This window comes from Paracoccus isoporae, assembly GCF_900101865.1.
In the GTDB taxonomy this organism is placed as follows: Bacteria; Pseudomonadota; Alphaproteobacteria; order Rhodobacterales; family Rhodobacteraceae; genus Paracoccus; species Paracoccus isoporae.
The window spans coordinates 433,228-458,802 of record NZ_FNAH01000002.1 but is presented as its reverse complement, the minus strand read 5'-3'; the positions used below and the strand labels follow the sequence as shown (position 1 = coordinate 458,802).

General features: G+C 69.2%; 21 protein-coding genes. 14 read left to right on the top strand and 7 right to left on the bottom strand.

What is annotated here, in order from left to right:
* Positions 1-7: 7 nt before the first annotated feature.
* Both BLT73_RS05745 and BLT73_RS05740 read right to left on the bottom strand, forming a co-directional pair.
* Entirely contained in the window at positions 8-862 is an 855-nt protein-coding gene (locus BLT73_RS05745) for a hydroxypyruvate isomerase family protein (protein ID WP_090521660.1), read from the bottom strand.
* Positions 862-1,428 (bottom strand): DUF1285 domain-containing protein, encoded by a 567-nt coding sequence (locus BLT73_RS05740; RefSeq protein ID WP_090521658.1) that lies wholly within the window; start codon positions 1,426-1,428, stop codon positions 862-864. Before BLT73_RS05740 ends, BLT73_RS05745 begins: the two co-directional genes overlap by 1 nt.
* A gap of 57 nt (positions 1,429-1,485) precedes the next feature.
* Between BLT73_RS05740 and BLT73_RS05735 the strand changes: the two genes are divergently transcribed.
* From BLT73_RS05735 to lpxB, 8 genes are all read left to right on the top strand, one after another.
* Positions 1,486-2,484, top strand: coding sequence for an AAA family ATPase (locus BLT73_RS05735; protein WP_090521656.1), 999 nt, complete (start codon positions 1,486-1,488; stop codon positions 2,482-2,484).
* Entirely contained in the window at positions 2,481-3,365 is an 885-nt protein-coding gene (locus BLT73_RS05730; RefSeq protein WP_090521655.1) for a DUF58 domain-containing protein, read from the top strand. Before BLT73_RS05735 ends, BLT73_RS05730 begins: the two co-directional genes overlap by 4 nt.
* On the top strand, positions 3,362-6,082 hold the full coding sequence (locus BLT73_RS05725; RefSeq protein WP_176804939.1) for a DUF4159 domain-containing protein: 2,721 nt from the start codon (positions 3,362-3,364) through the stop codon (positions 6,080-6,082). Before BLT73_RS05730 ends, BLT73_RS05725 begins: the two co-directional genes overlap by 4 nt.
* Positions 6,079-8,205, top strand: a complete 2,127-nt coding sequence (locus BLT73_RS05720) for a hypothetical protein (protein WP_090521651.1) — start codon at positions 6,079-6,081, stop codon at positions 8,203-8,205. Before BLT73_RS05725 ends, BLT73_RS05720 begins: the two co-directional genes overlap by 4 nt.
* A gap of 78 nt (positions 8,206-8,283) precedes the next feature.
* Positions 8,284-8,760 (top strand): 3-hydroxyacyl-ACP dehydratase FabZ, encoded by a 477-nt coding sequence (gene fabZ / locus BLT73_RS05715; RefSeq protein WP_090521650.1) that lies wholly within the window; start codon positions 8,284-8,286, stop codon positions 8,758-8,760.
* Positions 8,753-9,535, top strand: coding sequence for an acyl-ACP--UDP-N-acetylglucosamine O-acyltransferase (gene lpxA, locus BLT73_RS05710; RefSeq protein WP_090521648.1), 783 nt, complete (start codon positions 8,753-8,755; stop codon positions 9,533-9,535). Before fabZ ends, lpxA begins: the two co-directional genes overlap by 8 nt.
* Positions 9,532-10,326, top strand: a complete 795-nt coding sequence (locus tag BLT73_RS05705) for an LpxI family protein (protein WP_090521646.1) — start codon at positions 9,532-9,534, stop codon at positions 10,324-10,326. The genes lpxA and BLT73_RS05705 overlap by 4 nt, the downstream gene beginning before the upstream one ends.
* Positions 10,327-10,372: 46 nt before the next feature.
* Positions 10,373-11,527 (top strand): lipid-A-disaccharide synthase, encoded by a 1,155-nt coding sequence (gene lpxB, locus BLT73_RS05700; RefSeq protein WP_090521644.1) that lies wholly within the window; start codon positions 10,373-10,375, stop codon positions 11,525-11,527.
* On the opposite strand, the gene mnmA is transcribed toward lpxB, so the two are convergent.
* Entirely contained in the window at positions 11,512-12,666 is a 1,155-nt protein-coding gene (mnmA, locus tag BLT73_RS05695) for a tRNA 2-thiouridine(34) synthase MnmA (protein WP_281246291.1), read from the bottom strand. The two genes, lpxB and mnmA, sit on opposite strands and share 16 nt — an antisense overlap.
* Positions 12,667-12,801: 135 nt before the next feature.
* Between mnmA and sciP the strand changes: the two genes are divergently transcribed.
* From sciP to BLT73_RS05670, 6 genes are all read left to right on the top strand, one after another.
* Entirely contained in the window at positions 12,802-13,086 is a 285-nt protein-coding gene (sciP, locus tag BLT73_RS05690; RefSeq protein WP_090521926.1) for a CtrA inhibitor SciP, read from the top strand.
* Between the two features lie 85 nt (positions 13,087-13,171).
* Positions 13,172-13,882, top strand: coding sequence for a response regulator transcription factor CtrA (ctrA, locus tag BLT73_RS05685; RefSeq protein ID WP_090521639.1), 711 nt, complete (start codon positions 13,172-13,174; stop codon positions 13,880-13,882).
* 598 nt (positions 13,883-14,480) lie between these two features.
* Positions 14,481-16,874 (top strand): NAD-dependent DNA ligase LigA, encoded by a 2,394-nt coding sequence (ligA, locus tag BLT73_RS05680; RefSeq protein WP_090521637.1) that lies wholly within the window; start codon positions 14,481-14,483, stop codon positions 16,872-16,874.
* A complete protein-coding gene (gene recG / locus BLT73_RS05675; protein WP_090521636.1) occupies positions 16,853-18,970 on the top strand; it encodes an ATP-dependent DNA helicase RecG in 2,118 nt (705 codons plus the stop codon). Before ligA ends, recG begins: the two co-directional genes overlap by 22 nt.
* Positions 18,971-19,041: 71 nt before the next feature.
* On the top strand, positions 19,042-19,179 hold the full coding sequence (locus tag BLT73_RS17235; RefSeq protein ID WP_176804937.1) for a hypothetical protein: 138 nt from the start codon (positions 19,042-19,044) through the stop codon (positions 19,177-19,179).
* A 147-nt stretch (positions 19,180-19,326) separates the two neighbouring features.
* Entirely contained in the window at positions 19,327-20,418 is a 1,092-nt protein-coding gene (locus tag BLT73_RS05670; RefSeq protein WP_090521925.1) for a patatin-like phospholipase family protein, read from the top strand.
* Here the strand turns inward: BLT73_RS05670 and BLT73_RS05665 are convergent.
* From BLT73_RS05665 to BLT73_RS05650, 4 genes are read right to left on the bottom strand one after another with little or no spacing between them, the layout of a single operon-like run.
* The gene (locus BLT73_RS05665; protein ID WP_090521634.1) at positions 20,337-21,077 is read right to left on the bottom strand and encodes a DUF502 domain-containing protein; all 741 of its coding nucleotides are present in this window, start codon (positions 21,075-21,077) and stop codon (positions 20,337-20,339) included. The two genes, BLT73_RS05670 and BLT73_RS05665, sit on opposite strands and share 82 nt — an antisense overlap.
* A gap of 49 nt (positions 21,078-21,126) precedes the next feature.
* On the bottom strand, positions 21,127-22,056 hold the full coding sequence (locus tag BLT73_RS05660) for a pseudouridine-5'-phosphate glycosidase (protein ID WP_090521632.1): 930 nt from the start codon (positions 22,054-22,056) through the stop codon (positions 21,127-21,129).
* Positions 22,053-22,958, bottom strand: coding sequence for a PfkB family carbohydrate kinase (locus BLT73_RS05655; RefSeq protein ID WP_090521631.1), 906 nt, complete (start codon positions 22,956-22,958; stop codon positions 22,053-22,055). The genes BLT73_RS05660 and BLT73_RS05655 overlap by 4 nt, the downstream gene beginning before the upstream one ends.
* A gap of 45 nt (positions 22,959-23,003) precedes the next feature.
* The gene (locus BLT73_RS05650; RefSeq protein ID WP_090521629.1) at positions 23,004-25,487 is read right to left on the bottom strand and encodes a penicillin acylase family protein; all 2,484 of its coding nucleotides are present in this window, start codon (positions 25,485-25,487) and stop codon (positions 23,004-23,006) included.
* Between the last annotated feature and the right edge of the window lie 88 nt (positions 25,488-25,575).

The following is a 25,575-nucleotide window of genomic DNA, read 5'->3' as shown; positions in this document are numbered from 1 at the left end:
GTCCGGTCTAGCTGCCGGTGCCCGGTGCGATGCGGCGGCGCAAAGGCCGGCCACGCGATGCGGGGGCGGGTCGCGATCCGTCCTGCGGCGGCTGGCCCTGCGCCTTGCCGAACTCCTGCAGCCAGCGCAGCCCCGCCTCGGTCAGGGTGCGCGGCGCATATTCGGCCGAGACCCAGCCGTCATAGCCATCTTCGGCCAGAACCTGGAAGAACTCGGTATAGTTGATCTCGCCATCGACAGGCTCGTGCCGCCCCGGCATCCCGGCAATCTGGATGTGATGGGCGCGGTGGCCGTGACGCCGCCAGCAGCCGATCACGTCGCCGGTGATGCGATGGGCGTGATAGGCATCGAATTGCAGCCCCAGATTGGGCGCGGCCACCGCGTCGAGCACGGTCTCGGCGAGGTCGAAATCCGACATGAAATAGCCCGGCATGTCGATCGGGTTGATCGGCTCGATGGTCAGCCCGGCATGGGGCGCGCGCCCCGCCGCCCAACGCAGGTTGTCGATGAAACAGTCGAGCGCCGCCGCGCCCTCGGCCTTGCCGGACATGATGTGGATATGGCGCACCGACAGCGCCTCGGCCACGCGCAGCGCGCGCTCGAAATCGCGGCGGAACCGCTCCTTGCGCTCGGGGATGGCGGCGAAGCCGAGCGGACCGCCGGCCCAGTTCGGCGGCGGGCAGTTGATGAGCACGATCTCCATCCGGTTGCGCCGCGCGCTCGCGCGCATGTCGGGCAGCGGGATGTCATAGGGAAACAGGATCTCCACCCCCTTGAACCCGGCCCGCCGTGCCGCGCCGAAGCGTTGCAGCATCGGCAACTCGTTGAACAGCATGGTCAGGTTCGCGGCAAAACGGGGCATCACGTCTCCAGCGGAAAGAACCGGCCGCCCGAGGTCACACCCATCCGGCCATCGGGGCCGGCGGAGGCGGCCTCGGCCAGGCGATAGAAGCTCTTGCGGTCGATGCGGGCCAAAAGCCCGCCGCGAATCTCGACATAGGGGCGCGGCTCGTCGGGCGTGCCGGCGATGGTCAGCGGATGATCCGGGCCGAGCGTCACCTGATCGCCGATATTGGTGGTGAAACGGATCTCCGCCGCGTCCAGATCGACGTCCACGGCGATGAAGGGCGAATCCTCGACCTGGATCCCGATCTTCTCGACCGGGGTGACAAGGTAATGCCGCCCATCCTCGAATTTCATGATATTGGCGAACATCCGCACCATTTCGGGCCGCCCGATCGGCGCGCCTTCATGGATCCAGACCCCGTCGGCGCGGATGGTCAGGTCCATCTCGCCGCAATAGGGCGGATCCCAGAGATGCACCGGCGCCGGCCCGCGCGTGCCCTGCGTCTTCGCAGCGCCGATCAGCCCGCCTGCGCGGTCTGCCGCCGGCCCGTTCCTGCCATCTGCCTCGGTCGGTTTGCCCATTTCACCCGCGTTCGATCCGTGGTTTCATGCGTTCTAGAGCAGAAAGAGAGAATTGTCATGGCCGAGGATGACAAACTGGTGGATGATGTTCTGACCCTGGGTCAGAGCCTGGCCGAGGCGCGCGCCAGTATCGAGCGGCGTTTCGTCGGTCAGCACGAGGTGGTCGAGCAGGTTCTGGCGGCGATCCTGGCGGGCGGGCACGCCCTGCTGGTCGGCCAGCCGGGTCTGGGCAAGACGCTGCTGGTGGACACGCTGGCGACCGTGCTGGGCCTGGAGGATGCGCGCATCCAGTTCACCCCGGATCTGATGCCGTCCGATATTCTGGGCTCCGAGGTGCTGGACCAGGCCCCGGACGGGCGACGCGAATTCCGCTTCGTGCCGGGGCCGGTCTTCACCCAGCTTCTGATGGCCGACGAGATCAACCGCGCCAGCCCGCGCACCCAGTCGGCGTTGTTGCAGGCGATGCAGGAGGGGCAGGTGACCGTGGGCGGCGCGCATCGCCCGCTGGGCCGGCCGTTTCACGTGCTCGCGACCCAGAACCCGATCGAGCAGGAGGGCACCTATCCGCTGCCCGAGGCGCAGCTTGACCGGTTCCTTTTGCAGATCGACGTGGATTATCCCGACCGCGACACCGAACGCGCCATCCTGCTTGCGACCACGGGCGAGGAGCAATCCGCCCCGCACCCGGCGATGGATGCGTCCGGGCTGATCGCGGCGCAGGGCTTGATCCGGCGGATGCCGGTGGGGGAGACGGTGGTGAACGCGATCCTCGATCTGGTGCGGGCGCTGCGGCCGGGACCGGAAGGCGCCGACTGGATCGCGGACACGCTCAGCTGGGGGCCGGGGCCGCGCGCGGCGCAGGCGCTGATGCTGGTGACGCGGGCGCGGGCGGTGCTGAACGGACGATTCGCGCCCACGCTGGAGGATGTCGATGCGATGGCCGCCCCGGTGATGCGCCACCGCATGGCGCTGAACTTCGCCGCCCGCGCGCGCGGCGAAACCACCGACACCGTGATCGGCCGCATCCGGGACGCCCAGTTCCGGCAGGCGGCGTGAGCGCCGGGAGCGCCAGTTCCGCCGCCATTCTGCGCGCCCGGGCCGAAGCCGCCGCGGGCGCGTTGCCGCCGCTGATCCTGACCCGCGGGCCGGTCGCCGCCACCGTGGCGCCGGGCGGGCACGGGCTGCGCCGCGCCGGGACGGGCGAGGATTTCTGGCAATACCGCCCCGCGCATGAGGGCGATACGGCACGAGCGATCGACTGGCGCCGCTCGGCCCGCGGGGATGCGCAGTTCGTCCGCGACCGCGAGCGTCAGACCGCGCGGACCGCGGCCATCTGGATCGGGCGCGGGGCCGGAATGGCCTATGCCGGGCAGGGCGCGGCGGGCGAGACAAAGCAGGACCGCGCCCGGCTGATCGGCCTGTCGCTGGCGCTGTCGATGCTGCGCGGGGGCGAGCGGGTATCGCTGCTCGGCCGGGCGCCGGGGGGCGGCAATGTCCAGGCCGGGCAGTTGAGCCTCGATCTGGCGGGTCAGGCGCTTCTGCCGGGCGATGGCGATGCGCCCGATCCCGCGATGGCGCGGCCGGGGCAGGTGGTGGTGCTGATCGACGATTTCCTGGTCGAGACACCGCTGCTCGCTCAGTTCCTCGGCAATCTTTCGGGCTTCGGCTCAACGGCCGTGCTGTTGCAACTGCTGCACCCGGACGAGGAAGAGTTTCCCTTTGGCGGCGCGGTCCGCTTCGAGACCGCCGGCGGGCTGCGCCATGACACGCGCGATGCCGAGGGGCTGCGCATGGCCTATCGCGCCCGGCTGGCCGCGCGGCGCGAGGATCTCTCGCGCATGGCGACGCAGGCCGGGGCGCTGTTCGGCACCCATGACCTCGGCCGGCCGGCATCGGAGGCGCTGATCTGGCTGCACGGCGTGCTGGCGGCGCGATGATGATGCTGGGCCCGATAGGTTTCGGCGCGCCGCTGGTGCTGGCGGCGCTCGCGGTTCTGCCGCTGCTGTGGTGGCTGCTGCGCGCCTTGCCGCCGGTGCCGACCCGGATCCGCTTTCCCGGCACAGCCCTTCTGGCCGGGCTGCGCGACCCCGAACCGATCGCGCGCCGCACGCCGTGGTGGCTCTTGCTGCTGCGCATGATCGCGGTGGCGGCGGTGATCCTGGCCTTCGCACAGCCGGTCTGGCGACCGCCGCCGCCCCAGCAGGAGGGCGACGCGCTGCTGATCGTGATGGATGCGGGCGCGACCGCAGCACCAGGCTGGAACGCAGCGCGCAACCGCGCGGTCAGGGCGGCAGAGACCGCCATCGCCGCCGGTCGTCCGGTCTCGGTCCTGCTGGCCGACGGGCAGGGCGACGCGCCTTTGATCTTTGCGGCCGACGGGTCGGTGGCCGCGACCCTGCGCGCGGCGCAGCCCCAGCCCTGGCCGGGTCGCTATCCCGTGGCGGATGCCGAAATGTTCGCCGATCTGCCCGACGGGGTGCTGCGCACGATCTGGTTCAGCGACGGGCTGGATCATCCCAACCGCGCCGCCTGGCTCGCCGCGCTGACCGGGGCCGGGCCGGTGGAGGTGATCCCGCAAGCGATCCCCGCGACCAGCCTGTCCATGATCGGCGATGGCCCGCAGCCGGTGCTGGAGCTGGCGACGACGGGCGAGCAGGCGCCCGACATCCTTGCCCTCGGCCCCGATCCGCAGGGTATTCCGCGGGAACTTGCCCGGCTCAGCCCCGGTCCGCCGCGCCGCGAGGGCGGGGTGACGATCCGGCCGGTCCAGGTCGATCTGCCACCCGAATTGCTGGGGCGGGTGACCCGATTCGCGGTGGACGGCGTCGAATCCGCCGCCGCCCTGGTGCTGGGCGATGACCGGCTGCGGCGTCCCGTGGTGGCGCTGATCTCGGAGGGGCGGGCGACCTCGGAAGGGCAGGCGCTGCTGTCGCCGGCCCATTACCTGCGCAGTGCGCTTGCCGGATCCGCCCGGCTGATCGAGACCGGGCTGACCGACGCGCTGAGCGCCGGCCCGGACGTGATCGTGATGATGGACCGAGTCGGTCTGGAGCCGGATGGCCCGCTGGCCGACTGGGTGGCGGAGGGCGGGCTGCTGATCCGCTTTGCCGGGCCGCGCATGGCCGCCGCCCCCGATCTGGTGATGGAGCCGCTGCTGCCGGTGCGTCTGCGGCCGGGGGGGCGTGACATGGGCGGCGCGCTGAGCTGGGGCGCGCCGCGCCCGATCGCGCCCTTCGATGCGGATGGTCCCTTTGGCGGACTGACCATCCCCGAGGATGTCACGGTGCGCGCGCAACTGATGGCGGAACCCTCGCCGGACTTGGCCGAGCGCAGTATTGCCGCGTTGAGCGACGGCACGCCCTTGGTGACGCGGGCCGGGATGGGCGAAGGTCGGCTGGTGCTGTTTCACTCCACCGCCAATGCCGACTGGTCGACCCTGCCGCTCTCGGGCCTGTTCGTCGAGATGCTGGACCGGCTGGTCAGCAGCGCGGGCACGCGCGCCGCCGCAGCGGAGGCCGACCCGGCGCAGGCGCAGGACGGGATCTGGACCGCCACCGAAATCCTGGACGGGTTCGGCCGGCTGCGCGACGCCAGCGACCCCGCCCCGGTGCCGCAGGCGGCGCTCGCCGAGGGTCCGGGACCGGACGTGCCCGCCGGTCTCTACGCCTCCGGCGAGCGGCTGGTGGCGCTGAATGCAGGCGGGCCGATCACCGAAGCAAGCTGGCCCGGCGCCACGGTGGAAACGTCGTCCACGCCCGGCCTGCCGCTGGCCGGATGGCTGCTGCTGGCCGCCACGCTGGCGCTTGTCGCGGATCTGGCGGGCGCGATGGTTCTGCGCCGCGGCGGCGCGGGCGGGGTGACGGCGGCGCTGCTGCTGGTGCTGTTCATGCCCGATCTGTCCCGCGCGCAGGAGATCGATCCGGACCTGATGCGGGCGGCGAACGCGTTCGCGATGGGCTATGTGCTGACCGGCGATGCGGGCCTTGACGAGACCTCGCGCCAGGGACTCAGCGGGTTGTCACACACCCTGACCGCGCGCACCACGGTCGAGCCGACCTCGCCCGTCGCGGTGGATCTGGAAACCGCCGATCTGACGCTGCTGACCTTTCTCTACTGGCCGATCGGATCGGATCAGCCGGTTCCCTCGGCGCAGGCCTATCTGCGGCTGAACCGCTATCTGCGCGGCGGCGGGATGATCCTGTTCGACACCGGCGATGCCGATCTGGCCGGGACCGGGCCGGACAACTCCGCCGATCTGCGCCGGCTGGCCGGTCCGCTCGACATGCCGCCCCTGCAGCCGGTTCCCGACGACCATGTGCTGACCCGCAGCTTCTACCTTCTGGACGACCTTCCGGGCCGCTATGCCGGGGGCGAGGTCTGGGTGGAGGCCAGCAGCGCGCGGGACGGCACGGTGAATGACGGCGTCTCGCCGGTGGTGATCGGCGGGAATGGCTGGGCCGAGGCCTGGGCCGTCGATGATCGCGGCCTGCCGGTCTTCGCCGTCGGCACCGGCATGGATGGCGAGCGGCAGCGCGAGATCGCGCATCGCTTCGGCGTGAACCTGATCATGTATGTGCTGACCGGCAATTACAAATCCGACCAGATCCATGTCCCCGCCCTGCTGGAACGTCTGCGCCAGGAGGAGGGCGGATGAGCTGGGGCGGGCTGGTTCTCGATCCGATCCTGTCGCCGCTGATCGGGGCGGTTGCGGCGGGCTGGCTGGCCGCCATCGTGGCCCTGCTGGGGATCGCGGTCGCGGCGCTGTCCCGCTGGCGGCGGCTGCGCGGGGCGTGGTGGCGCGGTGCGGCGCTTCTGCTGATCGCCGCAGCCCTTGCCGGGCCGGGGCTGGAGCGCGGCGAGGCGCGCCCGCTCTCCGACATCGTGCTGCTGGTGGATGACCGCAGCGCCAGCCAGACCCTGCCGGGACGGCGAGACACGAGCGACGCGGTGCTGGCGCAGATGGAGGCGGAGCTGGCGGGCTGGCCGAATACCGAGATCCGCCGGGTGACGTTGGGCGATGACGCGGACGGCACGCTGCTTGGCGCGACGCTCTCGCGCGCGCTTGCCGCCGAACCGGCCAACCGGCTGGCCGGTGCGGTGGTGGTCAGCGACGGGCTGGCCCATGATCCGGCCGCCATGCCCGCCGACGCGCCCGCCCCGGTGCATTTCCTGCAAACCGGGACGCCTGAAGACTGGGACCGTCGCATTGTCATCGACGAGGCGCCCGGCTTTGCCCTGATCGGAGAACCCGCCACCATCCGCCTGCATATTGCCGATGAGGGCGCAGCACCCGCCGAGATGGCGGCGCCCATGACGCTCACCGCCACGCTGGATGGCGAGGAGATCGCGACCGTCGCGGTCACCCCCGGCACACGGATCGAGCTTCCCGTCACGCTGGAGACGGCGGGGCGCAACGTCGTGCTGCTCAGCGTCGAGACCCAGGACGGAGAGTTGACCCCGATCAACAACCAGGCCGCGCTAAGCATCAACGCGGTGCGCGACCGGCTGCGGGTTCTGCTGGTGTCCGGCGAGCCGAACGCCGGTGAAAGAACTTGGCGCAACCTTCTGAAATCGGATGCGAATGTCGATCTGATCCATTTCACCATCTTGCGCCCGCCGGAGAAATTCGACGGCGTGCCGGTGACCGAGCTGGCGCTGATCGCCTTTCCCACCCGCGAGTTGTTCATGGAGCGGATCGAGGATTTCGACCTCATCATCTTCGACCGGTTCCGGATGCGGGGGATCCTGCTGCCGCAATATTACGACAATATCCGCCGCTATGTGGAGCAGGGCGGCGCGGTTCTGGTCTCGGCCGGGCCGGAATTCGCCGGGGTGGACAGCATCGCGCGCTCGGCGCTCGGCGCGGTGCTGCCGGCGCGGCCGACGGGGCGGGTCATCGACCGGCCGTTCCGTCCGCTGCTGACCGGCGATGGCCGCCGCCACCCGGTCACGGCATCGCTGCCGGGCGCCCCCGCCGAAGCGCCGGCTGAGGCCGAAGCGCGCGATGATTGGGGCCGCTGGCTGCGGATGATCGAGACCTCGCCCACGCAAGACGCGACCGTCGCCATGACCGGGGCGGACAACCAGCCGCTTCTGATGCTGCGCCGGCAGGGCGAGGGGCGGGTGGCGCTGATCGCCTCCGACCAGCTCTGGCTCTGGGGGCGCGGGTTCGAGGGGGGCGGGCCGCAGCTCGACCTAATGCGGCGGGTGGCGCATTGGTCGATGAAGGAGCCGCAGCTTGAGGAGGAGGCGCTGGAGCTGCGCGGCCTGCCCGGACTGGGGATCGAGATAACGCGGCGCAGCCTGGAGGATGTGACCGAACCGGCGGTGATTGCCGGGCCCGACGGCCAGAGCTCTGAGCTGGCTCTGGAGGAGGCCGGGCCGGGCAGTTTCACCGGGCGCTTCACCGCGCCTGCGCCGGGGCTCTATACCGTGCGGCAGGGAGATCTGGCGCGCTCCGTCGCCATCGGCCCCGCCGCGCCGCGCGAATTCGACCGCACCGTCGCCAATGCCGCCGCCATGGCCGGGCTGACCGAAGCGTCGGGCGGCAGCATCCATCGCCTCTCGGACGGGGTGCCGGAGCTGCGCCGCATCGCCGAGGGCCGACCCGCAGAAGGGCGCGGCATCGCCGGCCGCTGGATCGGGCTGACCGCGCGCGAGGCAGAGACGGTGACCGGCCTGTCGCGCCGCCCGCTGCTGCCCGGCTGGATCTGGCTGGCGCTGATCGCCGGCACCATGCTCACCGGCTGGCTGGTGGAGGGACGCCGGCGCGGCTGAGCGGCGGCGCGCCGCCTTGCCAATCCGCCCCGCGCTTTGCTAGCAGAGTTTCCAACCCATCTCGAAAGGCAGTCAGACATGGCCGACACCATCCCGACCGACGCCGATATCGGCCTGATCCAGCGGATCATCCCGCATCGCTACCCGTTCCTGCTGATCGACCGGGTGCGCGACATCGTGCCGAACAGCGCGGGCGTTGGGATCAAGAACGTAACCTTCAACGAGCCGCATTTCCAGGGCCATTTCCCCGGCCAGCCGGTCATGCCGGGCGTCACCATCGTCGAGGCGATGGCCCAGACCGCGGCGGTGGTGGTGGGCGTCAGCCTGGATCTCGCCGACAGGGGGATGAAGACCTATTTCATGGCCATCGACAAGGTGAAGTTCCGCCGCATGGTGGTGCCGGGTGACGTGCTGGAACTGCATGTCGAGGTGAAGCGCGGCGGTGGCAAGATCTGGAAATTCGCCGGGCGCGGCACGGTCGATGGCGAGCTGGCCTGCGAGGCCGAATTTACCGCGATGATGGACCGGCCGGCGACAGGCGGCGTGGATGGCTGATGCGCTGATCCACCCTTCTGCCGTGATCGCGGAGGGGGCCGTTCTGGGCCAGGGGGTCCGCATCGGCCCGTTCTGCGTCATCGGGCCGCGGGTCCGTCTGGGCGACGGGGTGGAGCTGAAATCGCATGTGGTGATCGGCGGTGACACGTCCGTCGGCGCTCAGACGGTGATCTATCCCTTCGCCTCGATCGGGCAGGATCCGCAGGACCTGAAATATCGCGGCGAGGACACCCGGCTGGAGATCGGCGCCCGCAACCGGATCCGCGAATACGTGACGATGAATCCCGGCACAGAAGGCGGCGGCGGGGTGACGCGTGTGGGCGATGACGGGCTGTTCATGGCGTCGTGCCATGTCGCGCATGACTGCCGCATCGGGGATCGGGTGGTGCTGGTGAACTCCGTCGCCGTGGCCGGGCATTGCGTGATCGGGGACGACGTGATCGTCGGCGGGCTGTCAGGCATTCATCAATTCGTGCGCATCGGACAGGGCGCCATGATCGGGGCGCTGTCGATGGTCACGGCCGATGTGCTGCCCTTCGGGCTGGTGCAGGGGCCGCGCGCGCATCTTGACGGGCTGAACCTGGTCGGGTTGAAGCGGCGTGGCGCGTCCCGCGCCGAGATCGCCGAGCTGCGCCGTTTGCTGGCTGATCTGAGCCGGGGCGCATTCCGCGAGCAGGCCCGACAGGTGCAGGCCGACGACCACGGCGCGATGGCGCAGGAGATGCTGGATTTCATCCTCGGCCCGTCCGATCGCAGCTTTCTGAAACCGCTATGAGCCGCACCGCCATCATCGCCGGGCAGGGCGCGCTCGCCCCCGCCGTCGCCGCCATGCTGGACGATCCCGTGATCGCCGCGCTTGACGGATTCGCGCCGCCGCTGCCGCATCAGAGCTTCCGGCTGGAGCGGCTGGTGCCGTTCTTCGACTGGCTGTCCGAGCAGGGCGTGGAGCGGGTCACCTTCGCCGGTGCCGTGCGCCGTCCCCGTCTGGACCCCGAGGCGTTCGATCCCCGCACGGCCAGCCTGGTGCCGCGCATCCTGGGCGCGATGCAGTCGGGCGACGACGCCGCGCTGCGCGAGGTGATCGCGCTGTTCGAGGAATGGGGTTTCACGGTCGTCGGCACGCCGGAGATCGCGCCCGACCTGGTCCCCGCGGCAGGGATGCTCTGCGGTGAGCCGACGGCGGGTGACATCTCCGATGCCGATTGCGCGGCGCGGATCGTGGCCGGGCTGGGTGGGCTGGATATTGGCCAGGGGGCAGTGGTGGCGCAGGGTCTGTGCCTGGCGGTGGAGACCCTGCCGGGCACCGCGGCGATGCTGGATTTCGTGGCCCGCCACCGCGACATGCGGCCGCGCCCGAACGGGCCGCGCGGGGTGTTCTGGAAGGCGCCGAAACCCGATCAGGACCGGCGGATCGATCTGCCCTCGCTCGGGCCCGACACGGTGGACGAGGCGGCGCGGGCCGGGCTTGCGGGCATTGCCTGGCAGGCGGGGGGCGTCATTCTGCTGGACCGGGAACAGGCTGTGGAACGCGCGCGCGCCGCGGGTGTTTTCCTGTGGGCGCGCTGAGCACAGGGCGCGCCGGCTTTGCGGCTGCGAAACGGGGGAGAACGCGATGCGCCTCTTCGTGATAGCGGGCGAGATATCCGGCGACCGCCTGGGCGGCGCGCTGATGTCGGGGCTGAACCTGCTTGCACCGGGCATCGCCTATGACGGCATCGGCGGGGCGGAGATGCAGGCACAGGGCCTGTCCAGCCGTTTCGCGATGGAGGAGCTTTCGGTGATGGGCATCGCCGAGATCCTGCCGAAATACCGCCATCTCAAGCGCCGCATCGCCGAGACGGCTGCCGCCGTGGCCGAGACGGCACCCGACGCGCTCATCACCATCGACAGCCCCGATTTCTGCCTGCGCGTGGCGGCTTTGGCGCGGGCGCAGGGCTATCGCGGCCCCGTCATCCATTATGTCGCACCCTCGGTCTGGGCCTGGCGGCCGGGCCGGGCGGCCAAGATGGCGAAAATGGTGGATCACGTCCTGGCGCTGCTGCCCTTTGAGCCGCCCTATATGGAAGAAGCGGGGATGAGCTGCGATTTCGTCGGCCATCCCGTGGTGTCGGAGGCGCGGGCCAGCACATCGGAAGGCGCAGCCTTCCGGCAGCGCCACAGCATCGACGCCGATGCGCCGGTGGTGTTGTGCCTGCCCGGCTCTCGCCGCAGCGAAGTCTCCCGCCTGGCCCCGCGCTTCGACGAGGCGCTGATCCGGGTCCGCGACCGCATCCCGGAACTGCGCGTGGTGATCCCCACCGTGCCGGGCGTGGCGCGGATGGTGCGCGACATGACCCGCCGCTGGCCGACCGCCCCCATCGTGGTCGAGGATGCGGGTGAGAAGCGGGCGGCCTTTGCCGCGTCCGATCTGTCGCTGGCCGCCTCTGGCACGGTCAGCCTGGAGTTGGCGGCGAATGGCGTGCCGATGGTGATCGCCTATGACATGGCGCCGCTGTCCCGCTGGCTGATCGGGATGCTGCTGAAGACCGACACGGTGACTCTGGTCAACCTGGTCAGCGAGACCCGCGCCGTGCCGGAGTTCCTGGGCGCGAATTGCCGCCCCGGCCCGATCGCCGCGGCGCTGCAGGACTTGCTGGAAGATCCCGCGCAACGCGCCGCGCAGGCCGATGCGATGGCGCAGACCATGATCCGGCTGGGGCAGGGCGGCGCGCCGCCCGGCCTGCGCGCCGCGCAATCGGTGCTGGATGTGCTTCAGCGGCGCGGCTGAATCCAGCCGCCCCCGAGGACGCGCGTGCCGCCGGTTTCGTAGAAGACGCAGGCCTGGCCGGGGCTGACGCCCTCCTCGGGATCCAGCAGTTCGACCTCTGCGCTGCGTGGACCGGTCGCACGCAAGATGGCACCGCGCGGCGGGCGGGTCGAGCGGATGCGGACCGAGACCTCGCGGGCGGGCCCCTCGAACGGACCGTCCCCGATCCAGTTCACCTCGCCCACCGGCACGATCCGGGTGGACAGCGCCTCGCGCGGGCCGACGATGACCCGGCGCGTGTCAGGGTCGAGCTTCACCACGTAAAGCGGATCGCCGAGCCCGCCGATGCCCAGCCCGCGTCGCTGGCCGATCGTGTAATGGATCACGCCCTGATGCGTGCCCAGAACATTGCCGTCCATGTCCACGATCTCGCCCGGATCGGCCGCGCCCGGCCGCAGCTTCTCGATCACCGTGGCGTAGTTCCCGTTTGGCACGAAGCAGATGTCCTGGCTGTCCGGCTTGTCCGCCACCGACAGACCGTAACGCGCCGCCATCTCGCGCGTTTCCGCCTTGCTGGCCAGATGACCCAGCGGGAAGCGCAGGAAATCAAGCTGCTCCTGCGTGGTCGAGAACAGGAAATAGCTCTGATCGCGGTTCTGGTCCGTGGCCATGTGCAGCTCGGCCCCGTTCGGGCCCATCTGGCGCTGGATGTAATGGCCCGTCGCCATGCAATCCGCGTCGAGATCGCGCGCGGTGTCCAGCAGGTCACGGAACTTCACCCGCTCGTTGCAGCGGATGCAGGGCACGGGCGTCGCCCCGGCCAGATAGGAATCGGCAAATTCGTCGATCACGGATTCGCGGAACTTGTTCTCGTAATCCAGCACGTAATGCGGGAATCCCACGCGTTCCGCCACGCGGCGCGCGTCATGGATGTCCTGTCCCGCGCAGCAAGCCCCCTTCTTCGCCAGCGCCGCACCATGGTCGTAAAGCTGCAGCGTCACGCCGATCACATCGTAACCCTGTCCGGCCAGATGCGCCGCCACGACAGAGCTGTCCACCCCGCCCGACATGGCCACCACGACGCGGGTCCGGGACGGAGGTTTGGCGAAGCCCAATGAATTCAGCTCCGTATCGGAGCGGATGTCGTTGACAAAGTTCACGTAATGTCCTTTCTGGGCCATCTGGAACTGGCCGAATTTGCAGAAAATTTAAGGAAAGAGCACGCCTTTCTCAAGGGGCAGCTTCATTCCGACTTAAGCTGTGAATGGCAGACATACGGCAGAAAGGAGCCGCCGATGTATCTGCGAAAATCCAACGGGCCGCGCACCGTGACCCTGCCCGATGGCAGCGTGCTGTCCCTGGCTGACCTGCCGCCGCCGGATACGCGATGGGTGGCCAGCCGCAAGGCGGTGGTGGTGCATGCCGTGCTGCACGGGCTGATCTCCGAGGAGGAGGCGCTGAGCCGCTACGGGCTGACGAAGGAGGAGTTTGAAAGCTGGTGCGCCGCCGTCGCGCGGCACGGAATCGGCGCGCTTCGGGTCACCGCGCTCCAGAAATACCGCGGTCCGAAAGACAATTGATTAAAAATCATGCTTTGTGGTAACCCTATGTTAACTATTGCGAACGAAGCTGAATGGCGAAGTGATTAAAGATTGGGGACCGACAATGCGCATACTCATGGTTGAAGACGATCCTTCTACCGCCCGCAGCCTTGAAATGATGCTGAGTCACGCCAGCTACAACGTCTTTCGCACGGATATGGGGGAAGAAGGGGTCGATCTCGCCAAGCTGTATGATTACGACCTGATCCTGCTGGATCTCGACCTGCCGGACATGAGCGGGATCGACGTGCTGCGCCAGATCCGCCGCTCCAAGGTGGACACGCCGATCCTGATCCTGACCGGCTCCGACGATACCGAAATCAAGCTGCGCGGCTTCGGCTTCGGGGCCGATGACTACATGACCAAGCCCTTCCACCGCGAGGAGCTGGTGGCGCGCATCGCCGCGATCATCCGCCGCTCCAAGGGCCACAGCCAGGCAGTGATCCAGACCGGCGACCTGACGGTCAATCTCGACATGCGCTCGGTGGAGGTCAACGGCAAGCCGGTGAACCTGACCGGCAAGGAATACCAGATCCTCGAACTTCTCAGCCTGCGCAAGGGCACGACGCTGACCAAGGAGATGTTCCTGAACCATCTCTATGGCGGAATGGACGAGCCCGAACTGAAGATCATTGACGTCTTCATCTGCAAGCTGCGCAAGAAGCTCTCGCAGGCGCTTGGCGGCGAAAATCACATCGAGACAGTCTGGGGCCGGGGCTATGTGCTGCGCGACCCCGATCCCCGCGACGCCGAGAAATTCGCCATCGGCGCGTGACCCGGCAGATTGAGGGGGCGGGTTGACGGGGCAGGTTGACGGGGCAGGTTTATGCCCCCGCCCGTCGGCCCCTGCGCGCGCAGGCGGGCGCAGCCTTTGACGCTGTCCGCTGAGGTCACGGCACGGGCAGGCGGCCCTCCCGGGGCGCGCGGCGCGCGGGCGGGTGTGGGCCGTCGCGCGGGCGGGCGTGGGTCGTGATGGGCGGCACCGTGTTTTTTCGTCCTGCGACGTGCTTTCAATCGCGGTGCAAGTGAAGATCACTTCGTAGCTGTTCCGGCTTGGATCACCTGTTCGCCGTGCTGGGATTATGTCCTCGCGGCTTTCGGAGGGACCACATCACAACGGCCCCACGGAATACCTTGCAGCCGCCCAAAGGTTCACCTCACAGCCGTCCCAGGGATCACCCGACAGCCGCTGCAAGGACCATGCCTCCACCGCCGCGAAAGGACCATGTCTCCACCGCCGCCGGGACGACCTCTCCACAGCGCAAGGATCACCTCGACGCGGCCGCGGCATCTGGTCAGCAAAACGGTCACGGTCTATCACCTCATGACAGGCCCGGCTTGCGCGCCGGGGCATCGATGTGGGGGTTCACTCTATGACCAAAGCAAAGCGCGGATCGCCGGGATCGGCCGGGCAGGACGGCAAGACGGCGGCGAGCACCCGGAAAAACGCAGCGGGGTCCCGCGCGGCGAGCCAGGAACAGCACCCTGACGCGGCGGAGCATGATCCGCAGGACATCGCGCCGGAACTGACCGACGCGGCGGCGGCGGCGCTTGACGACAGCGAGGCCGCGGACCGCATCGCGGCGCTGAGTGATGCGCTCAACCGGGCCAACACGGAGTATCACGGCCAGGATTCACCCAGCATCACCGATGCCGCGTATGACCGCGCCAAGCGAGAGCTCGCGCGACTGGAACAGGCCTTCCCCGCGCTCGTCCAGCCCGACAGCCCGACCGGCAAGATCGGCGCCGCGCCCTCGGCCGCCTTCGGCAAGATCACCCATGCCATGCGGATGATGTCGCTCGCCAACGCCTTCGACGACAGCGATGTCACGGATTTCGTCGCCCGGATCCGCAGCTTCCTGGGGCTGTCCCCGGACGCACCGCTGGCGTTTACCGCGGAACCCAAGATCGACGGTCTGTCGCTGTCGCTGCGATACGAGAACGGCCGCCTGGTCCATGCCGCGACCCGCGGCGACGGCACCACCGGCGAGAACGTGACGGCAAACGCCCGCACCATCGCCGATATTCCGCAGACCCTGCCGGATGACGCGCCGGAGCTGCTGGAGGTGCGCGGCGAGGTCTATATGTCGCATGACGATTTCGCGGCGCTGAACGCGGGCGAGGGCGCGCGGGTCTTTGCCAATCCGCGCAATGCCGCCGCCGGATCGCTGCGCCAGATCGACCCCGAGGTCACCGCGCAGCGCCCGCTGAAATTCTTCGCCTATGGCTGGGGCGAGCTGAGCGCGCCGCTCTCCGACACGCAACATGGCGCGGTGGCGCGGCTCGCAGCACTGGGGTTTCAGACCAATGCGCTGACCCGGCTCTGCCAGGACACGGGCGAGATGCTGGCCCATTGGGCCGAGATCGAGGCGCAGCGGGCCAGTCTCGGCTATGACATTGACGGGGTGGTCTACAAGGTCAACGACCTGGCCTATCAGGCCCGGCTCGGCCTGCGCTCGACCACGCCGCGTTGGGCGCTGGCGCATAAATTTCCCGCCGAGACCGCCTGGACCCGGCTGAACGGGATCGAGATCCAGGTCGGCCGCACGGGCGCGCTGTCGCCCGTGGCGCGGCTCGACCCGGTGACGGTGGGCGGCGTCACCGTGTCGAACGCCACGCTGCATAACGAGGATTACATCGCCGGGATCAATTCCAGCGGCGAGCGGATCCGGGACACGGATATCCGCGTCGGCGACTGGGTGAAGATCTATCGCGCCGGTGACGTGATCCCGAAGATTTCTGACGTCGATGAGGATAAGCGGCCAGACGGCGCACAGCCCTTCGTTTTCCCCGAAACCTGCCCCGAATGCGGGTCGGATGCGATCCGCGAGCCGGGAGACGCGGTGCGGCGCTGCACCGGCGGGCTGATCTGCCCGGCACAGGCAATTGAAAAGCTGCGTCATTTCGTCTCGCGACCTGCTTTTGACATCGAGGGGCTGGGGAACAAGCAGATCGAGGCGTTCTATCGCGACGACACGCTGCCGGTCCGCACGCCCGCGGATATCTTCACGCTGGAGAGGCGCGATTCCGAAAACCTGTCGCGGCTGAAGAACCGCGATGGGTGGGGCGAGACCTCGGCCCGCAACCTGTTCGCCGCGATCGAGGCGCGGCGGCAGATCCCGCTGGCGCGGCTGATCTTTGCGCTCGGCATCCGGCATGTGGGCGAGGTGGCGGCGGCCGATCTGGCCCGGCACTATGGCGACTGGGACAGTTTCGTGACCGAGATCGACGCGGCGGTCCCGGCAGCGGAGCGCCATGTGGCGGCCGAGGAGGCGGTGCTGCGCGAACGCGCGCAGGCCGAGGCGGAGGGGCGGCGGGCGCGCATCACGGCGACCCGCGATGCGGTGCTCGCGGCGGATCCCGCGCTGCCGGCCGCATCTCTTTCTGCCTATGACGCGCTGACCGGGATCGACGGGATCGGCGCGGTGGTGGCGCAATCGCTCTGCGCGGCCTTCTCGCAGGAGCGGGAGCGGGCCTCGATCGACGCGCTCGTGGCGTTGCTGGAGGTGCAGGACGCCGCACCGCCCGCGACCAAGGACAGCGACATCGCCGGCAAGACCATCGTGTTTACCGGCACGCTGGAAAAGATGACCCGCGCCGAGGCCAAGGCGCGGGCCGAGTCGCTTGGCGCCAAGGTCTCGGGCTCGGTGTCGGCCAAGACCGATCTGCTGGTCGCGGGTCCCGGTGCCGGATCGAAGGCCAGCAAGGCCGCCGAGCTGGGCGTGGAGGTGATCGACGAGGATGCATGGCTGAGCCTGATCGGATAGCGCCGAAAGGCCGGCCGCCGGTGCTGTTCCCGCTGTTTGCGGGGGTGGAGACGCTGCCCGGCATCGGTCCCAAAGCGGCGGAGGCGCTGTCCAATATGGGCGTCACGCGGCCGCGTGACCTGATCTTCACCCTGCCCAATGCCGGGGTGACGCGCCGCGCGGTGGATCGCGTCGCCGATCTGCGCGCGCCGGAAATCGCGACGATTCGGGTCAGCGTCACGCGCCACGCCGCGCCGACCGGGCGGGGGCGGCCCTATCGGGTGATCTGCGCGGACGGGCAGGGCGGGGATCTGGTGCTGGTGTTCTTCCATCCCCGCCGCGACTGGCTGGAACAGCAATTGCCGGTGGGACAGACCCGCATCGTCTCGGGCAAGGTGGAGCTGTTCGACGGCATCGCCCAGATGGTCCATCCCGATCATATCCTGCCAGAGAACGCCGCGCCGCCCGCTGATTACGAGCCGGTCTATCCGCTCAGCGCCGGGATCACGCAGCGCCAGATCGGCAAGGCCGCGGCGGCGGCGCTTGAGCGGGCGCCGGAACTCGGGGAATGGATCGACCCGGAGCTGCTGCGCCGCGAGGGATGGCCGGATTGGCAGACGGCACTGTCGCTGGCCCATGCGCCGCGATCACCTGCCGATCTGTCACCCACCGCGCCGGGGCGCGCAAGGCTAGCTTATGACGAGCTGTTCGCCCATCAGATCACGCTGGCGCTCGCCCGCCGGCAGAGTCGTCGCCGCAAGGGACGCCAAAGCCGGGGCGACGGCGCGTTGCGCGCGCGTGTGCTGGCCGGGTTGCCCTGGCCGCCCACCGGCGCGCAGAGCCGCGCCGTGGCCGAGATCGCGGCCGACATGGCCGAGCCGATGCGCATGAACCGGCTGCTTCAGGGCGATGTCGGGGCTGGCAAGACGCTGGTGGCGATGCTGTCGCTGCTGATCGCGGTAGAGGCGGGCGGGCAGGGGGTGCTGATGGCCCCGACAGAGATCCTGGCGCGTCAGCATCTGCGCGCGCTGATGCCGCTGGCTGAGGCGGCGGGGGTGCGGATCGAGGCGCTGACCGGCCGCGACAAGGGCGATGCCCGGTCCAATATCCTGACCGATCTGGCCGAGGGGCGGATCGACATCCTGGTCGGCACCCATGCGGTGTTCCAGGACGAGGTGCGCTTTGCCGATCTGCGGCTGGCGGTGGTGGATGAGCAGCATCGCTTCGGCGTGGCGCAGCGGGTGAAGCTGGCCGCCAAGGGCGAAGCCGCGCCGCCCGACGTGCTGGTGATGACGGCGACCCCGATCCCGCGCTCGCTGGCGCTGTCGCAATATGGCGATCTGGACGTTTCGGTTCTGGACGAAAAGCCGCCGGGCCGCCAGCCGATCACCACGGTGATGCTGGATGACCGCCGGATGGACGAGATCGTGGACAGGGTTGGCAAGGCCATCGCCAGCGGCGCGCGGGCCTATTGGGTCTGTCCGCTGGTCGAGGAATCCGAGCTTTCGGATCTGACCGCGGCCGAGGCGCGGTTTTCCGCGCTGCGGGCGCGGTTTGGCGACCCAGTGCGGATGGTGCATGGCCAGATGCCGGCCGAGGAACGCGACGCAGCGATGGCGGATTTTGCCGCCGGGCGCGCGCAGATCCTGGTGGCGACCACGGTGATCGAGGTGGGGGTGGATGTGCCCGAGGCGTCGATCATGGTGATCGAGAGGGCCGAGAGTTTCGGGCTGGCGCAGCTTCATCAGTTGCGCGGCCGGGTCGGGCGCGGTCAGGCGGCGTCGAGCTGTGTGCTGATGTATCACGCGCCCTTGTCCGAGACGGGGGCGAAGCGATTGCAGACCCTGCGAGAGACCGAGGACGGGTTCCGCATTGCCGAGGTGGATCTGGAGATGCGCGGCGCGGGCGATCTGATCGGCACGGCGCAATCCGGCCTGCCTCGGTTTCGGGTGGCCGATCTGGAACGGCAGGCCGGGCTGATGCAGATGGCGCAGCGCGATGCCCGCGCCTTCCTGGAGCGCGATCCGGAGATGCAGGGCGAGCGGGGCCGGGCCGTGCGGGTTCTGCTATGGCTGATGGAGCAGGACCAGGCCATCCACCTCATCGCTGCCGGTTAAATGTTCTTAAAAAGTTCTTGCCGAATCGCCGGGAACATGAGAACAAAGGGGCAACTCGAAGGGAGCTTGCCATGACCCGCGCCGTGAAATCCGTTCTGACCGCCGAAGATGCCCCGCTGCGCGAGCTTGTCTCCGATGCGCTTGGCGTCATCGCGATCTGCGTCTCCACGGTCGCGGTGCTGTGGCTTCCTGCGATCCTGTCTGCCTGACCTGTTCCGCACGGGCTTCCCCGGCCCCGGATCAGATCCCCTGCGGGTGGCGCGGCCTCTGGCCCGTCACCCGTTTTTTCATGCGGCGTTGCGGCCTGGCGCTGAATCGCCTACGAGTGCCTGCCGGGACGAGTGCAGGACGGTGACATGGATCAACGCAGGATCAATCTGGCCCTTCAGGGCGGCGGGGCGCATGGCGCCTTCACCTGGGGCGTGCTGGACCGGCTGCTGGACGAGGACTGGCTGGACATCGCCGCGATCACCGGCACCTCTGCCGGGGCGTTGAACGGGGCGGCCTTGCAGGCCGGTCTGGCGGCGGTGCCGGGGCGCAACGGGCGGCGCGCGGCGCGCGAAAACCTGCGCCATATCTGGCGCGAAGTGGGCGAGGTCAGCGATTCCCGCGTCGTGCGCTGGCTGCATTCGCTGTTTCCCGTCCCGCGCAGCTTCGAGCGGCTGACCGAGATGTTTTCGCCCTTCGCCTGGTTCGACAATCTGACCCGGCTGTTCAGCCCCTATGATTACGGGCCGTTCTATTCCAACCCGCTGCGCTCCATCCTGCTGACCATGCCCTACCCGGAGATGGGCAAAAGCTGCGACACACGGCTTTTCGTCAACGCCACCAATGTCCGCACCGGGCAGGCGCGGGTGTTCGGCGGCGAGGAGGTGACGGTGGATGCGGTGCTGGCCTCGGCCTGCCTGCCGACGATCTATCGCGCCATCAAGATCCATGATCCGATCACCGGCGAGATGGAGGAATACTGGGATGGCGGCTATTCCGGCAATCCTTCTCTCTGGCCGCTCTACCGCCCGGATCTGCCGCGCGACATCGTGGTGGTGAACATCAACCCGATGCGCCGCGACGAGGTGCCGCACACCCCGGCGGAGATCGCCGACCGGGTGAACGAGATCAGCTTCAACACCGCGCTGCTGTCAGAACTGCGCGCGATCAACTTCGTCAAGCGGCTGCATAATGAGGGCCGTCTTGAGGGCAAGGTGATGAAGAACGTGCTGCTGCACATGATCCTCGACGACACGCTGATGAACGATCTGAGTGCGCGCACCAAGCTTTTGCCCAATCCGGGCATGCTGGAACGCATGTTCACCGCCGGGCAGGCTTCGGCGCATCGCTTCATCGAGGATCATGCCGATGATCTCGGTCAGCGCGATTCGGTGGATATGTCCGCGCTTTTCCCGCGCGCCGCCGCGGTGGCATTGGTCGAGGAGTTGTCGGACGGGTAGACGAGCCCGCCCGAGATCACCAGCTTGGCGGCCTCCTCCGGCGTCATGTCGAGGATCTGGACATCCTGCTCGGGCACGAACAGCAGAAACCCCGATGTCGGGTTCGGCGTGGTCGGCACGAACACCGCCAGGAACCGCCCCTGGCCGCGGCGCGCTGCCATCTGCGCGACCTCGCCCTTGGCCGGTCCGGCGACAAAACCCAGCCCCCAGACGCCGCGGCGCGGATATTCGATCAGGCAGGCCCGGTCGAACTTGCCGTCGCCCTGGCTGAGGATCGTCTCGGCGATCTGCTTGATGCCGCCATAGATCGCCCCGATGATCGGCATGCGCGCGAAAAGCGATTCACCCGTGCCGATCACCAGCTTGCCGAACCAGCCCCGCGCCATCCAGCCGATCAGCAGCGTCACGATCAGGAACACCACCACGCCCAGCCCGCGCAGGTCGATGCCGATATAGTTCTCCGGCCGCCAGCGGGGCGGGATCAGCGGCAGCACCCAGCTGTCCATCCAGCCGGTCAGCGTCCAGATCAGCCAGACGGTGATCCCGATCGGCGCGATCACGATCAGCCCGGTCAGGAACGAGGCGCGCAAGGCGGCCAGCGGGCCGCTGCGCCGGCGCAGCAGGCGGGCAGGGCGGTTCGGCGGAGGGGTGTCGTTCATCGGCGGCAAAAATCCTTCGGCGCGAAGGTTATACCTGGCCGCGGCGCCGTCAAGATGCCGCGCGCAGACGGGCGGCCTCTGCCGCGATCCGGGCGGCCAACCGGGCGTTGTTCAGCACCAGCTCGATATTGGCCGACAGCGAACGCCCCTCGGTCAGTTCGAAGATGCGTTGCAGCAGGTAAGGGGTCACGGCCTTCGCCCCGATCCGGTGGCGCGCGGCATCGGCGAGCGCCTGATCGACGATCGGCGCGATCTCGGCGCGCGGGATTTCGGCCTCGGGCGGGATCGGGTTGGCGACAAGCTGACCGCCGGGGATGTTCAGTGCCGCACGAACGGCCGCCGCGCGGGCGATCTCGACCGGGTCGTCCATCCGCAGGGGCGCGGTCAGCCCGGACTCGCGCGACCAGAAGGCCGGAAGCTGATCCTGGCCGAAGGCGATGACCGGAACGCCGAGCGTCTCCAACACCTCGAGCGTCTTGGACAGATCCAGGATCGCCTTCGCCCCGGCGCAGATCACCGTGACCGGGGTCTGGGCGAGTTCGTTCAGATCGGCGGAAATATCGAAGCTGGATTCCGCCCCGCGATGCACCCCGCCGATGCCGCCCGTCGCAAACACGCCGATCCCGGCCAGATGCGCACAGATCATCGTCGCCGCCACGGTCGTGGCACCCGTCCGCCCGGTGGCGGCGCAGACCGCCAGATCGGCGCGGGACAGCTTCATCACCTGCGCCTGCGGCATCCGGGCCAGTTGCTCCATCGTGGTCTGGTCGAGCCCGATCTTGATGCGACCCGCGACCACGGCGATGGTGGCGGGGACCGCGCCGCCCGCGCGGATCTCCGCCTCGACCCGGCGCGCCATCTCCAGGTTCTGCGGATAGGGCATGCCGTGGGTGATGATGGTGGATTCGAGCGACACGACCGGATCGCCTGCCTGCAGCGCGGCGGCGACCTCTGGCGTCGTGTCGAGCGGCTGGGTCATGGCATGTCCTTTCCCGAAACATGGGCTGCGGCCGCCTGTGCGGCCTTCTCGAGCGCGGTGGCGCGGTCGGCCCCGCTGCGCTCGGCGGCGATATGGGCGGCGAGGAAACTGTCCCCGGCGCCGGTAACGCGGGCGATGGTCACGGCCGGCGGGGCGGCGGACAGGATCTCCTCGCCGCTCAGCCCGTCTGCGACCGGATAGCCGCCATCGGTGACGATCACCCGCCGCATGCCCAGGTCCAGCATGGCGCGGGCGGCGGATGCGGACTCGGGCAGGTCTCGCCCGGCCAGCACCTCCGCCTCGAAGCGGTTGAGATAGAAACAGCCATGCGCGGCGCCGATCAGCGGGGCCAGCCGCTCCGCCTTGCCGGGGCTTGCGGGCACGATGCGCAGATCCGCGGATTGCAGGCCGGGTTCCTGCGCGATGCGCGAGAGCTGCGTGGTGGTCAGATTGCCGTCGATGACCGCAACCCCCTTCCAGGGCCGGTCGGCCGAGGCCAGCCGCCCGTCACGGATCGGGGCCAGCACCATCTCGCCCGCATCTTCCAGCGAATGCGCATCGGCAATGGCGGCGATCAGCCCGTTGGCATCCTCGATGGCCATATAGACATCGGTCGGGCCGCCGTCGCGGCACAGGAAATCGGTGACGACTCCGCATTGCGCGACCGCCCCGATCAGCGCCTCGCCCTCGGTGTCGCGACCGACGGCCGACAGGATTCCCGGCACCATGCCCCACCGCGCGAGCGCCAGTGCGACATTCAGCGCCACCCCGCCCGGCACATGGGAAATCCGGCCCGGCATGTCATTGCCCTGCGCCATGACCCGGCTGCTGCGGCCGATCACGTCCCACAGCATCGCGCCGATGCACAGAAGATCGAGCCGGTTCGGTTCGCTGTCGCTCATGCCCGGATCTCTACGCAACGGCGCGGGATTTGCAAACCCCGGCGCTCATCGCGCGGCGGGCTCGTCCCCGCCCGCCCGCGGCTGTCCGGCGGGCAGAAGCCGGGTGATGCCGGTGGCCGCCGCGCGCGCCAGCTCCGGGTCGAGCGACATGGTCACGTATTCGCCGCGCCGCCACCGCACCGCCAGATCGTCATAATGGCGCGAGAAGGGATGGCCGGACTGGCCCGAGGCGATGATGAAGACCGAGCTGTCCGGGTCGGCCAGATCATAGACCCCGCGATAGCCGGGGCCGGAGACCGGACGGAAGGGCTGCGCCCCGCTGCCCAGCAGGGGCGCGCGGGCCAGGGTCGAATCCCCGCCCGACAGCGACTGGCGCAGATTGGCGATCCAGCCGAGACGCGGGATCGGGCCGAGCGCGGGGTGGATCTGGATCGCCTCGTGCGAATCCCCCCATCGCCAGCTTGTCACGTCCGGCCCGAAGCGTTCGGTCAGGTTGACGATGGCCGCATCCAATGCCTGCCGCGACAGGGTCGAACAGGTCTCCACCGCCGCCGATTGGCGGATGTCGCACCACGCCGCAGCGCCGTTGCGGTTGCGATAGACACGCTCGATGAAACCGGGTTGCAGCGCGGTGATCCGGTCGGCCAGCGGTCCCAGATCGTCGCGGATCAGCCGGTCCTGAAGGGCCGACAGCCAGGCGGCGTAGATAAGCGGCTCGGGCAGATGCTCGCTCATCGCGCCGTCCCATTCGGCCAGCAGGCGCAGCGCATCCTGGCGCTGCCGTTCGGGCGTGCCGGGCGCGGCGGGCTCTCCGGTGAACCACAGATCGGCGCCGATCAGCGGCAAGAGCGCACGGGCGGCGGGGCTGACAATGTCGAGTTGGGTTTCGATGAAGCTGTCGCGGCTATGGACCTCGCGCCCGTCCAGCAGGCGACGCAGCCGCGCCTCGCGCAGGGCGGAATCGCTGTCGAAGCCGAGTGGCATCTCGCCCTGCAGCGGCGGCAATACCCCGGCGGCGAAATTCACGCCGTTCTCGGTGGCGTCGCTGCGTTCGGCGGGCAGCACGTCCTGCCAGCGATTCGCCGCGATCCAGCCGGGCGTCGGCATCCGGCCCAGCGTGGCGTGTTCCGGGCTACGCTGCGGCAGCGCGCCGACCAGCCGTTCCTCGACCCCGTCGCGATCGGCCAGCGTCAGCGTCACCGCCGGGGCCACCCATTGCCGTGCGGCCGCCATCGCGCCGTCGCGATCCGGCGCCGTCATCACGCCGATCAGCGCGCTCAGCGTGGCGTCCTCGGCCGTGGCCCCGGTCCATCGCAGTGCCGCGGCAAACCCCTCCGGCGTGACCGATCCCAGCCCGAAACTGGCGGCCGACAGAAGCGGACCGTTCGCGGTCTCGCGCAAGATGATGGCGCGGTCGGGGATGTCGCGGATTCGGATGATCTCGCGCCTTATGGCGAAGTCGCGCCAGCCCTGCACCCCGCGATAGCGGTCCTTGTCGCCCGGCTGCACCTCCTCCATGTAGAGATCCGCGTCATCGATCTGGGCCGGCACGATCCCCCAGGCCAAATCATCTGAGCGGCCCGAGAAGATTGCCGGGATGCCGGGAATGGTGGCGCCGATCACGTCACCCGATTGCAGCGCCAGCCGAGCCAGGTACCACAGCGACGGCATGGTCAGCGCCGATTGGGGATCATTGGCCAGAAGCGGCTGACCCGCCGTGGTCCGGCCTGCATCCGCAGCGAAGGCCGTCGCGGAGAGGCCGGAAAACGGCGTCAGATAGCCGGCCAGATCCAGCGGCCAGCCTTCGCCCGACTCTGGCGCCGCACCGGAGATGCGCGCACCGGGAAACAGGCTGGCATAGTCGGGCAGCGCCGGCTCTCCCAGCCCGGCCATCAGATCCTGACCCCGTTCGGGCGCCGCAAGCGAGAGCTGCGCCCGCAGCACCTCGCTGCGCAACTGCCGGCTGCTGGCGGCGGCGTAGAGTTTCAGGATGGCCAGCGAATCCGCCGGCTGCCAGAAGGCAATCTCGTCGGGCAACAGGAAGAATTCCGGCGCGCCGCGGCCAAGCGCGTCGCGATTGACGATGGCGACCCACTGGTTCACCCCGTCCGCATAGGCCTGCAGGGCGGCCCGCGTCTGCGCGTCCTGCGCCGCGAGCGCCTGCCGCGCCGCGCGCGCCAGCCCCAGCCGCCGGGCCAGATCATCCGCCGGGAAGGCGCGCAGGCCATAGATCTCCGCCAGCCGCCCCTGCGCTGCGCGCCGCAGCACGGTCATCTGGAACAGCCGGTCCTGCGCGTGCGCCAGGCCGAGCGCGAAGAACGCATCGCGGTCATTGCCGGCGAAAATATGCGGGACATTCTCGGTCGAGCGCACGATCTCGAGCTCCTCCGCGATGCCTGAGACGACATGGCTCGCATTGTAATCAGGCAGCGAGCGCACGGCGAAATACCACACCAGCACCGCCGCGAGGCACAGCCCGACGATCAGACCGATGGTCAGCCGCAAGGTCCAGCGGAACAGGGTCAGCATCGTCGGGCAGAATCCTTCGCAGCACGGCCTCGCTTGACCGCGGGGCCGGGGGGTGGTGTCTTGGCGGCTGTAGTAGGCCAAGCGGAAT